General features: G+C 36.7%; 13 protein-coding genes. 5 read left to right on the top strand and 8 right to left on the bottom strand.

The features are described 5' to 3' along the window. Positions 1-13 precede the first annotated feature (13 nt). From ACI6PS_RS01280 to ACI6PS_RS01270, 3 genes are read right to left on the bottom strand one after another with little or no spacing between them, the layout of a single operon-like run. A complete protein-coding gene (locus ACI6PS_RS01280) occupies positions 14-2209 on the bottom strand; it encodes a PepSY domain-containing protein (protein ID WP_421010728.1) in 2196 nt (731 codons plus the stop codon). 11 nt (positions 2210-2220) lie between these two features. Continuing rightward, positions 2221-2709 (bottom strand): DUF2271 domain-containing protein, encoded by a 489-nt coding sequence (locus ACI6PS_RS01275; protein WP_421010727.1) that lies wholly within the window; start codon positions 2707-2709, stop codon positions 2221-2223. Between the two features lie 3 nt (positions 2710-2712). Then, positions 2713-4185, bottom strand: a complete 1473-nt coding sequence (locus tag ACI6PS_RS01270) for an ankyrin repeat domain-containing protein (protein ID WP_421010726.1) — start codon at positions 4183-4185, stop codon at positions 2713-2715. 233 nt (positions 4186-4418) lie between these two features. Here ACI6PS_RS01270 and ACI6PS_RS01265 point away from each other — a divergent pair, with 233 nt between their 5' ends. The 4 genes from ACI6PS_RS01265 (at position 4419) to ACI6PS_RS01250 (ending at position 8400) form a co-directional block, all read left to right on the top strand. Next, positions 4419-5405 carry an FAD:protein FMN transferase gene (locus ACI6PS_RS01265; protein WP_421010868.1) on the top strand — a complete coding sequence of 329 codons (987 nt, stop codon included), beginning with the start codon at positions 4419-4421 and terminating at the stop codon, positions 5403-5405. A 167-nt stretch (positions 5406-5572) separates the two neighbouring features. Then, positions 5573-6520: a DUF4349 domain-containing protein gene (locus tag ACI6PS_RS01260; protein WP_421010725.1), complete on the top strand. Its 948-nt coding sequence runs from the start codon at positions 5573-5575 to the stop codon at positions 6518-6520. Positions 6521-6879: 359 nt separating this feature from the next. Then, positions 6880-7314 (top strand): GNAT family N-acetyltransferase, encoded by a 435-nt coding sequence (locus ACI6PS_RS01255; RefSeq protein WP_421010724.1) that lies wholly within the window; start codon positions 6880-6882, stop codon positions 7312-7314. Positions 7315-7326: 12 nt separating this feature from the next. Next, positions 7327-8400: an alanine/ornithine racemase family PLP-dependent enzyme gene (locus ACI6PS_RS01250; RefSeq protein ID WP_421010723.1), complete on the top strand. Its 1074-nt coding sequence runs from the start codon at positions 7327-7329 to the stop codon at positions 8398-8400. 256 nt (positions 8401-8656) lie between these two features. On the opposite strand, the gene lpdA is transcribed toward ACI6PS_RS01250, so the two are convergent. From lpdA to ACI6PS_RS01225, 5 genes are all read right to left on the bottom strand, one after another. Continuing rightward, on the bottom strand, positions 8657-10063 hold the full coding sequence (lpdA, locus tag ACI6PS_RS01245) for a dihydrolipoyl dehydrogenase (RefSeq protein WP_421010722.1): 1407 nt from the start codon (positions 10061-10063) through the stop codon (positions 8657-8659). A gap of 95 nt (positions 10064-10158) precedes the next feature. Continuing rightward, on the bottom strand, positions 10159-10449 hold the full coding sequence (locus ACI6PS_RS01240) for a type II toxin-antitoxin system RelE/ParE family toxin (protein WP_421010721.1): 291 nt from the start codon (positions 10447-10449) through the stop codon (positions 10159-10161). Further along, the gene (locus ACI6PS_RS01235) at positions 10439-10684 is read right to left on the bottom strand and encodes a hypothetical protein (protein ID WP_421010720.1); all 246 of its coding nucleotides are present in this window, start codon (positions 10682-10684) and stop codon (positions 10439-10441) included. The genes ACI6PS_RS01240 and ACI6PS_RS01235 overlap by 11 nt, the downstream gene beginning before the upstream one ends. A gap of 36 nt (positions 10685-10720) precedes the next feature. After that, entirely contained in the window at positions 10721-12076 is a 1356-nt protein-coding gene (gene nhaA, locus ACI6PS_RS01230) for a Na+/H+ antiporter NhaA (RefSeq protein WP_421010719.1), read from the bottom strand. 90 nt (positions 12077-12166) lie between these two features. Then, positions 12167-12625 (bottom strand): Lrp/AsnC family transcriptional regulator, encoded by a 459-nt coding sequence (locus ACI6PS_RS01225; RefSeq protein WP_421010718.1) that lies wholly within the window; start codon positions 12623-12625, stop codon positions 12167-12169. Between the two features lie 303 nt (positions 12626-12928). On the opposite strand from ACI6PS_RS01225, the gene ACI6PS_RS01220 reads away from it, so the two are divergent. Continuing rightward, positions 12929-14146: an aminotransferase class I/II-fold pyridoxal phosphate-dependent enzyme gene (locus ACI6PS_RS01220; RefSeq protein WP_421010717.1), complete on the top strand. Its 1218-nt coding sequence runs from the start codon at positions 12929-12931 to the stop codon at positions 14144-14146. Positions 14147-14162: the final 16 nt, after the last annotated feature.

Raw genomic sequence — 14162 nt, 5'->3', positions numbered from 1 at the left:
TTGGTAACGTGAATCAATAACAATCCGTCAACAGCTGGTTTCTAGACTGGTAATAGCTGATGGTTTTCATCTTTTGCTCAAGGCAGATGCTTTCAAGGATTTCTACCACCATCTGTTGCATAGCCAATGATCCGCAAATCATAATGACACCGTTATTTTTTAGAACTTCCGCAATAATCAATGCATCTCGCTGTACCAAATCCTTAACGTATTGCTTTTCGCCTTGGCGAGAATAAGCAAGGTTCAATTTTGTCAATTTTTGCTCCTGCAAGCCTTTTTCAATACCTTCCTGATATAATTCAAACGAAGATGAATCACGGAATCCGCAATACAAATGAGTTTCAATCTTGTTTCGGTTTTCATCGATCATTCCTAAAAACGGCGCAATACCCGTTCCGTTTGAAATCATCACGACGGTTTTTGCCTTTTTTGGAAAATGAAAGTGGGCATTCTTATCCAAACTGGCGTCCATAGTATCGCCTGGATTGAGTTTGTATAAAAATCCGGAACCCAGTCCGTTTTGATGCAACTTGACACTCAATTGCACTTCGTTGTTTACTTTTCCGATAGAATACAAGCGTTCACGGTGATCCTTTGCGGGGTAAATCGCCAGCAAATCTCCTGAAGTGAATTTGGCTTTGCCTTTTGGTTTTAATTTTATCAAAAAAGAACCATCAACGTGGGCAATTTCTGTTTTTTCGGTAACTATAAACTTCTGGGTACGCTTTGGTTTAAGGTTCAGAAGTTCTTTCGAAATGGAAAAGGATATTTCGATTTTCTGTGCTAAAAGCGACGACCATTTTTCGAAATCATCAGGTGATTTATCATTTACGGTATGCGCTTCCAATAAAGCTTCCGCCCATTCTTCTTGTTGAAGCGCATTATTTACTTCATAGGCAAACTTGCAAAAATCCGGATAGGCATACGAGCCAAAACCAAGAACAGAAAAATGTATCTTGCTGGGTTGCGGATTTTCTTTGAGCTTCTTTAAGAATTTTGAAGCATTGGTTGGCGCATCACCCAAACCATAAGTTGCCGTCATTACAATCAGATGTTCGGCTTTTGAAAAAACGGTATAGCTGTTCAGTTCCGCGATAAATGATTTCTGATTATTTTTAAGCAATTCATTGTGGATGGCATTTGCATAACGGATGGTTGTTCCGTTCTCTGAACCTATCAGGATAATATATTTGCACTCTTCTTTCTTGTACTTATTTTTGAGCCTGTTGCTTCTTCTCTTCAAGGTAATCACAAAACCGGAATAGATAAAAAACAGAATGTTGATACAGGCAATGGCCAAGACAATCGACCAAATGGCACTTGCTCTTCCTGTATGCAAATCAAGACTTAAATCATTGAATATTTTAATTTTAGAATAGTTTACTTCACTTAAAATTTCACCTGTAAATTGATTTACGGCTAATTCTTTATCTTCCAAATACAACGTAAAATAATCTTCGACATCATCCGAGAAAGGGAACTCAATTTTTTTAATATCTGATAAGGCAATGTTTTGGAAAGCCTCGAATTCTACCAGTTTCTTTTTAGGTTCAGATGAGATATTGTCAAAATCTATTTTATGCGAAATCTTCTGCTCTTCAAATAAATTAAACTTAACCAAGGAAAGATAGGTCCCCGTCAAAGCGAGAATAATGATGGGAATAAGTGTCAATCTTCCTAACACTACGTGGTAATATTGGGCAAAATTCTCCTTTACGATTTTGTTAAAAAAGCGCTTCATGCCGCGTTGCCTCTGAATGATTAGAACTGTTCCTGAAAAGGCTATTAAAAACAATAGAAACGAAACAAATCCGATGATAAAACGTCCTGTTTCCTTCAGAAAAAGCGAACGATGCAAGTTTGTGATCCATTGAAAGAAACTGCTTTTCTTTTCAATACTACCAAGTACTTTACCTGTTTTTGGATCGGCATAGCCCGAAACATCGTTTCCGTCCTGATCAATTGCGTTTATGATTACAAACTGATTGTCGTCTATGGAAACATCTAGAATTTCGTCGTAGTTTTTGGTAAATGTTTGCATCATTTCGCCCACCGAAATCTCATTGAAGCCTTCTACTCTGTAAGGCTGTACTTTTTGAGAAATAGGCTCAAATGCTAAAATAATTCCTGTAATGGAAGCTAATGCTATAAAAAGAAAAGAAGATATAGCCAATGCTAAATGGCTATATCTCCAGATTGAAATTGTCATAAGCCTAGACTTTAATTTGCATTAAGGCGCACATATCTTATATATCCAGTTCCTTCGTTTTTCTTGGCTAGATTTTCTGTAGTAAGCGGAAATTCAAGGTCTTTTAGATGGTATTCCTGGTTTTCTACAGCCGATTCAAAACGCAAGCTGTAACCAGCATTGATTTTTGAATTTTCTATTTCCAAAACCGTCATGCTCCTATCGCCACCCGCAATGGAAGCTCCGGTTATGGCATTAATGTTCGATTTTTTCTTGTTTTGAAATTTATTCCATTCCTTCAAATCCTTATACCACTGCTTGTCTGGTCCCATCATATAAAGTGTCTTTTCGTAAGCACCTTTTGGGTCAATCAATGATACAACGATATAGGCTCCTTCGCCAGGATAATTGGTCATTTGAACCATGCATTTGTATTTTGTAGTTGCCGTTTTTTGTGCAAATGATACAAATGATGAACAAACAAGCGCTATTGTAAAGGCAATTTTTACTAGATTCTTCATAGTCTATTTTAAAAAGTCGATTGATACTTTATTTTGAGTCAAATATTCATTTTCTGAGGCTAAATCATAGGCTGTTTCTCCCATTTCTGTTTTAACATCTTTTTTAGCTCCATCTACCAAAAGTTGCTTTAATACAGTATCATCTTTTGCAATCAGGGCCGCTTTGTGAAGTGCCGTCATTCCTTCATTGTTTTTTATATTGATGTCTGATTTATAACCACCAACAAGCTTCACTAAATGAGCGTCATTTTTCGCTACAGCCAAATGATACAAAGTGTTTCCATTCTTTTGTTGAGTCTCTATCTTGAATCCTTTATCTGCTAATAGTTTTGCTTTTGCTTCAAAAATATCTTTCTTTTCTGGATTATACGATTGTATCAAGTAAGACGATAAGTTTTCTCCACTTCTATCAATAACCTTAACATCGGCACCTTTTTGCAAAATCAAACTTACAACTTCTGGTGTGTTTCCCTTTACAGCAAGAGCTAAAGCCGTTACACCTTTACTATTCTTTTGATTGATGTCTTTAACGGTCTGCAAAATATTAGCGATGAGCTTTACATCATTATTTGATGCTGCTGCATTCATAAAAGGTGTATTTCCATCATTATCTGCCTTGTTTAAATCTACACCTTTCGATAAGAAATAAGCGATAATCTCCTCTTGCTTATCCTTGCGTACGATGGAATGAAAAACATTTTCTCCATTTTTTCCAACTGCGTTTGGATTAATTTTCAAACCTGCAAGATATTGATACACTTCCAAAGTATTAGAAGTACCTCTACCTCCCTGGCTTGCAATAAGCATTGCATTATCGGTATATTTTACACCTTTGGAAATCAGAGCTTTCAAAGTTTCAATATTCCCGACTCTTGCCGCATAGTTAAATGCAGTGTTTCCTTCCTTATCAGTGCTATTCAAGTCCAAACCTTTACCAATAAAATAATTAGTTAAGGTAAAATCTTTATCATGGGGCGCTGCCAATAGTAATGCATTTGCTCCTTTATTATCTTTATCAGTCTTAACATTAATACCATTTTCGATAAGCAAATCATAAACTTTCGTATTAGCTTGTCCTGCAGAAGCAGCAAAATTTAAAGCTGAATATCCCTTATCGTCAAAAATGTTTGTTTTTGCACCATTTTTAAGCAAATGTTCCATTATTTCAATGTTTCCTCTCCAAGCTGCCCAGAAAATATAAGTACGACCATCGTGTGTCAATTTGTTTACATCATTTCCTTTGATGGCCAATAAATGTCTGATCACTTCATTTGAAGCCTGTTCATTAATTGCTAAAACCGTCGGATCAAAGGCGTTGCTGTTCAGTTCTGTAGGATTGTTTCCTTTTTTAATTTCGGCATCTACTGCTTGAACTGTTGGATTTTTTTTCCAAAATCCACGGTCTAATAAGGTATTGTTTTGAGCTTGGATTGAAAAACTTAACAAAGTAATTGTGGCGATAAAAAGCTGTTTCATTTTTATGAATTAAATGGTTAAAATACCAATTGGGTATAATTTTGTAGTAATAAAAATTGTACGGCAAAACTACTAAGAATGATTCTAAATAAAAAATTAAACATCATCAATATCGATGTTAATCTAGGTTTAGGTGCGTTAAATAAATCATAATGAATTTTCCAAATCCTTTTAAGGATAAATTATAATCTCAAAGAAAATTAAAATCTACTTTTGCCTGTAATTTATAAATGATGAAGAAATACCTTTTAATATTATTTTTTTTTCAGTTCGTTGGTTCTACTGCACAAATCACGCAAAGCAGTGCTGTAACGCTGATGGGCTCTCGTTTTGACATTACGATTGTTGCCAAAGATATCCCAACAGCAGAAGCTTATATCGATTCTTCGGTTGCCGAAATCAGCAGAATTGAAAATCTAATTTCCGACTGGATTCCAGAAAGTCAGTTGTCGCAAGTAAATAAATTTGCAGGGATAAAGCCCGTAAAAGTAGATGCTGAACTTATAGCACTCACAGAAAGAGCCATCCATTTTTCTGAAATGACGGACGGAGCATTTGACATTAGTTTTGCCGCCGCGGATAAAATCTGGAAGTTTGACGGATCAATGACCGAACTGCCGTCACCCGTTGCAATTTCTGAATCGGTAAAAAAAATTGGCTATAAAAACATCATCATCAATAAAGATGAATCTACTATTTTCTTGAAGTTTCCTGGAATGAAAATAGGATTCGGTGCCACCGGAAAAGGATATGCTGCCGATAAAACCAAGGAATTGATGATTTCTAAAGGTGTTCAAGCCGGAATTATAAATGCTTCAGGCGATTTGAATACATGGGGAAAACAACCGGACGGCAGCAACTGGATCATCGGAATTACCAATCCGATAAAAGAAGATGATTTATTTGCCGCCTACGAACTTTCTGGAACTGCGGTAGTGACCTCGGGAAATTATCAAAAGTTTATAATGATTGACAACAAACGATACGCACATATTATCGATCCGAGAACGGGTTACCCTTCTTCAGGGTTGTCCAGTGTTACTATTTTTGCAGATAGTGCCGAAAAAGCAAACGGATTTTCTACTGCAATCATGGTTTTAGGGAAAAAAGCAGGACTCAAACTGCTCAAAAAAAATCCCGATTTGAAAGGCATTCTTATCGACGATACAGGAAAAATATTCTACTCAAAGAAATTTAATATGAAAGAATATAAATTCTAAACACTACAAACTCATTTAAATTCAAGCTCTTAAAATTTCTGGCACAATTTTTAGTATTGTTAAAATAATCTAAAAATTCATATTACTATTGATTGAAAATTACACTATCACTTTCCGTATTTAAAACTGTAATTAAAATTAATTAGTAACCTTTAATATGAATTTTTATGAAAAATGCTTTGAAAAAATGGGACTCAAAATCTGGGTTCCTTACACTTCCAAAAATTGGAGTTGCACTACTCCTATTTGTAGTTGTCCTTTCCTGTAAAAAATATTCTGAAACAGAAGAAGCAACAGCGGAAATGACCGAAACAGCTGCATCGGCTGATAATGTCTCCTCATCTGCCGCAGTAGAAAATAAAAACAGCGATCGGAAGTTTATTAGGACGGCTGATGCAAAATTTAAAGTAAAGAATGTTGCACAATCGACCTATGCGATTGAAAACGCTACAACCAAGTTTGGTGGATTTGTAACCTATACCAATTTGCAAAGCAGCGTTTCGGAGAAATTTGATACCAAAATCAGTCAGGACAGTACGTTAGAAACTACACGTTATAAGGTTGAAAACAACATCACCATTCGTGTTCCTAATACGCAATTGGACACGGTGATCAAGACCATTGCCAAGCAAATTGATTTCTTGGATTATCGTGTAATCAAGGCCGATGATGTTTCGCTACAACTGTTGAGCAATCAATTGGCGCAAAACAGAAGCAAGAATTATGAAAATCGATTGGAAAAAGCAATTGATGAAAAAGGCAGAAAACTCAAAGAAATCAATCCGGCAGAAGAAAATTTGAATAATCAGAAAGAAAATAACGACAATAAAAAGTTAGAGAACCTCGCCTTGAATGATAAAGTGAATTTCAGTACGATTTCGTTGTACATCTATCAGCCGGAAACTACAAGATTGGAAATGGTAGTAAATCAAGCGGATATAAGTGCCTATCGACCGCATATTGGAATTCAGATTCTGGACGGACTGCGAACAGGCTGGTACATGCTCGAAGCCATTATTGGATTTATCGTGCAACTTTGGTCGTTGATTCTAATCGCCTTTGTTGGCTATTTCGTCTATAAAAAATATTGGAAGCAAAGTATAAAAGTTTCTTGAAAAATCAAATTCATAAACTAAGATGTAAATTTTACATCTTAGTTTATGAATTTGAAAACAGAACAACTCCATTGATTTACAGCCTTCTATAAAGCATAAAATCCAAGTCTTTACTAAAAAATTTGCCCAAGCGGTCATTTTTTTGTAAATTTGCACCATTCATTACAATGAGAATTTGTCTCATTTCTTACTGGCTGTTCCTACGGCACATTTAAAATTCTTGTTTCATATCGTTTGAAATACTGTGGCTTTTCTAAAGCCGCAAAGCAAATTGCGTTCTATACATTCGTTATTTTTTAAATGTCTCAAAATGTTGCGGAGTCAATGAAATATGAGCAATTCATTAAATTATTTATAGTATGACGACTGATAAAATTAATTACGATCACTACCATCAAACCCAATTCAGCAACGAACAAATTGCCACTTTCTTAGAAGAGCATCTGGACGAATTTGGCGATGCAAAGGAAGACATCCTTAAATGTATCGATTTTGTTCAAGATGAAAAAAAAGGTGGCCACATCATCCTTGCCACAAATTCCAATGAAATTATAGGCGCTGTAATCCTTAACAATACTGGAATGAGTGGCTATATTCCCGAAAACATATTGGTTTACATAGCAGTAAACAATACCTACAGGGGAATGGGCGTTGGCAAAAAATTGATGCAAGAAGCTATTCAAATTTCTAAAGGAAATATTGCACTGCATTGCGAACCCGACAATCCAGCTCGAAAATTATATGAAAAATTAGGCTTTACAAGTAAATATTTGGAAATGAGATTGACCAAATAAACAACCAGAAATATGGCATTTATAAAATTACATAGAAGTAAACTGCAGCACAATTACAAGCATTTGAATACACTTTTCCAATCTAAGAATATTGAATGGGGAATTGTATCAAAGCTTCTTTGTGGCAATAAATTATTCATACAGGAACTGATAAACCTTGGAACAAAAGAAATACACGATTCAAGGATCAGTAATTTGAAAACCATCAAGTTGCTGGCGCCAGAAATTCAGACTGTATATATAAAACCGCCTGCAAAACAAAGCATTAGAAGGATTGTAAAATATGCCGATGTGAGTTTTAATACAGAAATTGATACGATTAAAATGCTATCGGAAGAGGCAAAAAGACAAAATAAGAACCACAAGATCATTATTATGATTGAGATGGGCGACTTGCGAGAAGGCGTTATGGGTGAAGAATTAATTGACTTTTACGGACAAGTAATCAGTTTGCCGAATATCGAAATCCGGGGCATTGGAACGAATTTGAATTGTTTGAGTGGTGTGATGCCAAATCAGGACAAACTCATTCAGCTTAGCCTTTACAAACAATTGATTGAAGCTAAATTCAATATTTCTATTCCTTGGGTTTCGGGTGGAACTTCTGTGGCGATTCCGTTGATTTTGAAAAATGCACGACCGATGGCGGTGAATCATTTCAGGATTGGTGAAGCGCTTTATTTTGGAAAGGATTTGTTTACGGGAGAAACGATGAAAGACATGGAAAGTGATGTTTTTCAATTGTTTGCCGAAGTCATTGAAATTACAGAAAAGCCAAATGTCCCAACAGGCGATTTAGGAGAAAACGTAGCTGGAAATGTCTTTAAAAGTGACGAAAACGAAGATTTGGGAGGCTCATCGCTTCGGGCGATTCTGGATATTGGACTACTCGATATGCAACCCCAATATCTCGCTCCAGAGGATAAAAATATTACCATGGTGGATGCAAGCTCGGATATGCTGGTTATTGATATTTCTAATTCTGAAAAGGATTATAAAATTGGTGATTTGATTTCGTTCAAAATTCAATATATGGGTGCACTATATTTATTGAATTCAGACTATATTGAGAAAGTCGTTGCTTGATACACAAAGTTGGCAATGATTCCGAAGATGCAGAAAATTTCCTCCTAGCCCCGATTGTAGTGGAAATCCTTTTTTGAATTGCTAGGGGTTTAAACCCCTAGCAATTCAAAAAAGATTATAACGGAAAGCGGGAACATGGATTACTTTATTACTACCGATTCGCTCCTAATAAAAAACCCGCTTCTAAATAGAAACGGGTTTTCTTATTTTTAAAATTTCTAAAAGTCTAAGCGTCTAAAAATCTAACAATCTAATATTACATGTGAATTGGTCTGTTTTCAGTTGCTGCCAATGCCGCTTCTTTAACCGCTTCCGCGTATGTTGGATGCGCGTGACTCATTCTAGAAATGTCTTCGGCAGATGCTTTGAATTCCATTGCTACGACAGCTTCGGCAATCAAATCGGCGGTTCGGGCGCCAATCATGTGGATTCCTAACACTTCGTCGGTCTTTTTGTCGGCAAGGATTTTCACGAAACCATCCGTGTCACCACTCGCGCGGGAACGTCCCAACGCTTTGAATGGGAAACTTCCAGCTTTGTACTCCACTCCTGCTTCCTTCAACTGCTCCTCTGTTTTACCAACAGCGGCAACTTCTGGCCATGTATATACAACACCTGGAATCAAATTATAATCAATATGTGGTTTTTGACCAGCGATTGTTTCCGCAACAAAAACACCTTCTTCTTCGGCTTTGTGCGCCAACATTGCTCCTTTTACAACATCTCCGATAGCGTAGATGTTTGAAACAGAAGTCTGCAAATGATCGTTTACTTCGATTTGACCTCTTTCGGTAACTTTTACTCCTGCCTTGTCAGCATTCAGACCGTCAGTATATGGACGACGACCCACTGAAACTAGCGAGTAATCTCCGTCAAGCGTAATCGTTTCTCCTTTTGCATTTTCAGCTTGCACTTGTACGCCTTCTCCGCTTCTTTCTACCGATTTCACTTTGTGAGACGTGTAGAATTTCATGCCTTGCTTTTTCAAGACTTTTGTCAATTCTTTCGACAAACCAGCATCCATTCCTGGGATGATTCTATCTAAATATTCCACTACGGAAACTTGAGCTCCAAGACGAAGGTATACTTGTCCCAATTCCAAACCGATAACCCCACCACCAATAACTATAAGGTGTTTCGGAACTTCTTTCAAGTTCAACGCTTCTGTTGAAGTGATGATTTTTTCTTTATCTATTTTGATAAACGGTAAAGAAGATGGCTTAGAACCTGTAGCAATAATCGTGTTTTTTGCTTCCAAAGTTTCAGAAGTACCGTCTGCTTTGGTCACTTTTACGTGCGTTGCATCTTCAAATGAACCAACGCCTTCAAAAACGGTGATTTTATTTTTGTCCATCAAATATTTGATACCCGAAACGTTCTGGTCTACAACCGTTCCTTTTCTGGCAATCATCTGTTCGATGCTGAATTTGATTTCGCCTGTAATTTCGATTCCGTGTTCCTTGAAATGCGAAATGGCATCGTGATAATGGTGCGAAGAATCCAATAATGCTTTTGATGGAATACAACCAACGTTAAGGCAAGTTCCTCCTAAAGTTGAATATTTTTCGATGATTGCGGTGTTGAAACCCAATTGTGCACAACGAATTGCGGCAACATATCCACCTGGTCCTGAACCGATAACGACTACGTCAAATGAACTCATAGTATATTGTTTTGTGTGTTTTTAAAAATTGTGTAGCAAAATTACGGAAGTTTTTTTGTTTAGGGAGTCTTTTGAAGTTACTAATTTGAGATTTATCAAGGCTTTTTGTCAGGATTTCTGCTTGTATGAAAAACAGAATAAATTATCACTTCATCGTCAATAATTTCATAAACTACAGTGAATGGAAATCTCTTTAATGGCATTTCCCTGTAAATAGATTTTCTTTTAATTGAGAATAATTCTGGATTTGATTTTAAAATACTGAAAGCTGATTTTAAATGATTTAGAAATTCTTTTCCTAGACCTTTTCGTTTCAATTCATAGAAATCAATTGATTCGGTAATTTCTAAAGAAGCTAGTTTGGAGATTATGATTTTAAAAACCATACTTTGAATTCAATTCATTTTCAAAATCGTCCCAAGAAATTCCTGAATTTTTATCTGATAAATAGTTTTCTCTAGCTTCTTCTACTTTTAAATAATGACTTTCCGGAATTGAAGAATTTTTATCCTCTTTAATGATTGCATCAAAAACACTTTCGAGCAAATCCAATTTTGATTCATCTTCAAGGATTTTACCAAAATCAGTCATCAATTTTCTTCTTAGTTCTTTAGTTTTCATAGTGTATGGTTTATATCAAAATTAAACAAATAATTTTTATGAACTAATAACTTTTTTGGTTTCCTTCTTCGCATTTCTATTCAATAAAATATACCCCGCAATTCCCGCTAATATGGAGGCTACAAAAATCGCAATCTTTGCTTGTGTAATATGTTCCGGATTTTCATAAGCCAAAGTGGTGATAAAAAGACACATCGTAAATCCAATTCCCGAAAGGATACTAATCCCGAAAAGATGCTGGATGGTCATCATTTTTGGAAGCTTCACCAGTTTCAATTTCAATAAGATAAAGGTCACGCCAAAAATCCCGAGGAATTTCCCCACGATCAATCCCGTAACGATACCTGAAAAGATATTGTTCGAAAATAAATCTTCAAAATTAATGTTGAACACTACTCCGGCATTCGCCAAAGCAAAAATCGGCATCACGACAAAAGCTACAACAGGATGCAAACCGTGCTCCAATCGTTGCAGTGGTGGCATCGCATGTTTGGTCATCGATTTCATTTTTCCGATGATGTGCAGTTGGTCGTTCGTCAGCGTCGGTCCATCGAGCGATTTGGTTTCGTCCAGATTGCTCGAATATTTTTTTATCTTTTTAAGGAATCCCGCCTCGCTAATTTTGGTGGTAGCCGGTATCGTGAAGGCAACCAAAACCGCTGCGATGGTTGCGTGAACGCCCGAAAGCAAGAACGGAACCCAAACACCCAATATCCCCACAACACCGTAAAACAAGGTGCTTCTTACTCCAAATCGATTGGCAATCATCAGCAATACAAAGAAACTAAGCCCGACGATTAAGCTTACATACGAGATTTCATTGGTGTAGACCAAAGCAATAATCAAGACGGCTCCGATATCATCGACAATACCAAAGGCAGTGAAAAATATTTTTACGGAAGCAGGAACTTTATCGCCTAATAGATATAAGATTCCGAGGACGAACGCAATATCACAAGCCATCGGGATTCCCCAACCGTCAAGGGCTTCAACATCCGAAGTATTGAAAAAATAGAAAATCAAGGCAGGAAAAATCATTCCCGAAATTCCAACAATGATGGGAAGTATTGCGTTTTTAAAACCTGATAATTGTCCGTCGACCATTTCGCGTTTTAATTCCAATCCCAATACAAAGAAAAATATGGAAATCAAACCATCATTAATCCAATGATGCAAGTCGTAGTCAAGGAAAACTGTATCATTAAAATTTAAGGAAATCCTGTTTTTCCAAATCCCTAAAAACCACTCCGACCAAGGGGAATTGGCTAGAATAACCGCAATTACAGTCGCCACAAGAAGCACGATGCCTCCCATAACCGAATTGCTGATGAATGATTTCATTGGATTGATGACGTAGCGGTCAACTGGGGCTACTCGTAATTGGTCTTGCATAAAAGGTATTTTGGTGTTTTCCCAAATATAACTTTTTGAAACTTAAAAACCCAATGATTGTAAGGATATTAGGATTTCTTTGGCATATTTTTATAATGAAAAAGCGGTTGTATTTTTTACTTCTCCAATCATAAACGTACTGTGTGTGCTTCCAATATGTTGCAGGGTCGTGAGTTTCGTAACCATAAATTCACGGTACTCTTCCATATTTTCCACACAGATTTTCAAGATGTAATCATAATCGCCACTGACGTGAAAACATTCCAAAACTTCGCTGAGTTGCACCACTTCTTTTTCGAATTGCGAAATAAATTCTTTCGTATGTTGCATTAATTTAAGATGGCAGAACACCACAAACCCTTTTTGAATTTTATTTCGGTTGAGAAGCACTACATATTTGGAAATGATTTCCTCACGTTCCAATTTTTTGATGCGTTCGTAAACAGCTGTAACGGAAAGGTTCAGCTTCAAAGAAAGTTCTTTTGTGGTTTGCTTGGAATCTTCCTGAATAAATTCAAGCAATTTTTTATCGGTGGTATCTAAAGTCATTTGGAAATATTTTCGGTTTAAATGGAAATATCCATCGTTTAATGTAAATATAATTACAAATATAGAATATTATAGTTTTATTTTCTAAATATATAAACTATGGTTGATTTATAATCTATTTGTTCGTTGTTTTGAAATGATAAAAAGGCACGAAAAGATTGTTTTCTAGCCCCGACTGGAGGGAAAATCCTTTTTGTTTTTTCTTTAAAAACAAAAAGATTTGGAAGGAAGGCGGGAAAATGGAACCCAAAAATGCCCAAGCCTTTCGCTCCTAATTATAAAAACAAACTAACATTATATACAATGAAAAATTTTAATCCGGCTGATAACATTCAGGACTTGCAGTATTTTGGGGAATTTGGTGGTGTAAATCCGTCCATTTCTGATTCATCAACCTATACTTTTTTGTCGGCCAAAACGATGTTCGACACGTTTGAAGGCAATGCAGAAGGCTGTTATTTGTATTCACGTCACTCCTCGCCTAGCAATTTATATCTGGACAAGGCATTGTCGGCAATGGAAGGAACGGAATCTGCGAATGTTTCGGCTTCTGGAATGGGTGCGATTACGCCAACGCTTTTGCAATTGTGCGGAAGTGGCGACCATATTGTTTCGAGCCGAACGATTTATGGCGGAACGTATGCTTTCTTGAAAAACTTTACTCCGAAATTTGGCATCAAGACGACTTTTGTGGACATCACGAAATTGGATGTTGTAGAAGCTTCGATTACACCAAACACTAAAGTTTTATATTGCGAAACCGTTTCAAATCCGTTGCTTGAAGTGGCTGATATTGCTGGTTTGGCGAAAATTGCAAAGAAACATAATATCAAATTGGTTGTCGATAATACGTTTTCCCCTTTGTCGGTTGCTCCAGCAAAATTGGGTGCCGATATCGTGATTCACAGTTTGACGAAATACATCAACGGAAGCAGTGATACGGTTGGTGGTGTGGTTTGTGCTTCACAGGAATTCATCAATGATTTGAAGAATGTGAACAACGGGGCAAGCATGCTTTTGGGACCGACGATGGACAGTTTGCGTTCGGCAAGTGTGATGAAAAACTTGAGAACGTTGCACATCAGAATGAAGCAACACAGCCATAATGCACAGTTTTTGGCTGAGAAATTTGAACAGGCTGGCTTGAAAACAGTTTACCCTGGATTGAAAAGCCACCCGAGCCATGAATTGTATAAAAATATGATTAATCCAGAATATGGTTTTGGTGGAATGATGACCGTTGATGTTGGAAGTCTGGACAAGGCCAACGAATTGATGGAGTTGATGCAACAACGCAATTTGGGTTATTTGGCGGTAAGTTTAGGGTTTTACAAGACCTTGTTTAGTGCTCCTGGAACATCTACATCTAGCGAAATTCCGTTGGACGAACAAAAAGAAATGGGACTTACCGATGGTTTGATTCGCTTTTCAATTGGATTGGATAACGATATTCAAAGGACGTATGATATGATGAAAGCTTGTATGATGGAATTAGGTGTTTTGAAAATGGAAAACGCTTAAAAACACAGCTTCTTAC

This window comes from Flavobacterium sp. PLA-1-15 (genome assembly GCF_049060005.1).
Lineage (GTDB): Bacteria > Bacteroidota > Bacteroidia > Flavobacteriales > Flavobacteriaceae > Flavobacterium.
The sequence above is the reverse complement of the archived record's forward strand: the minus strand, read 5'-3'. Positions and strand labels throughout refer to the sequence as shown.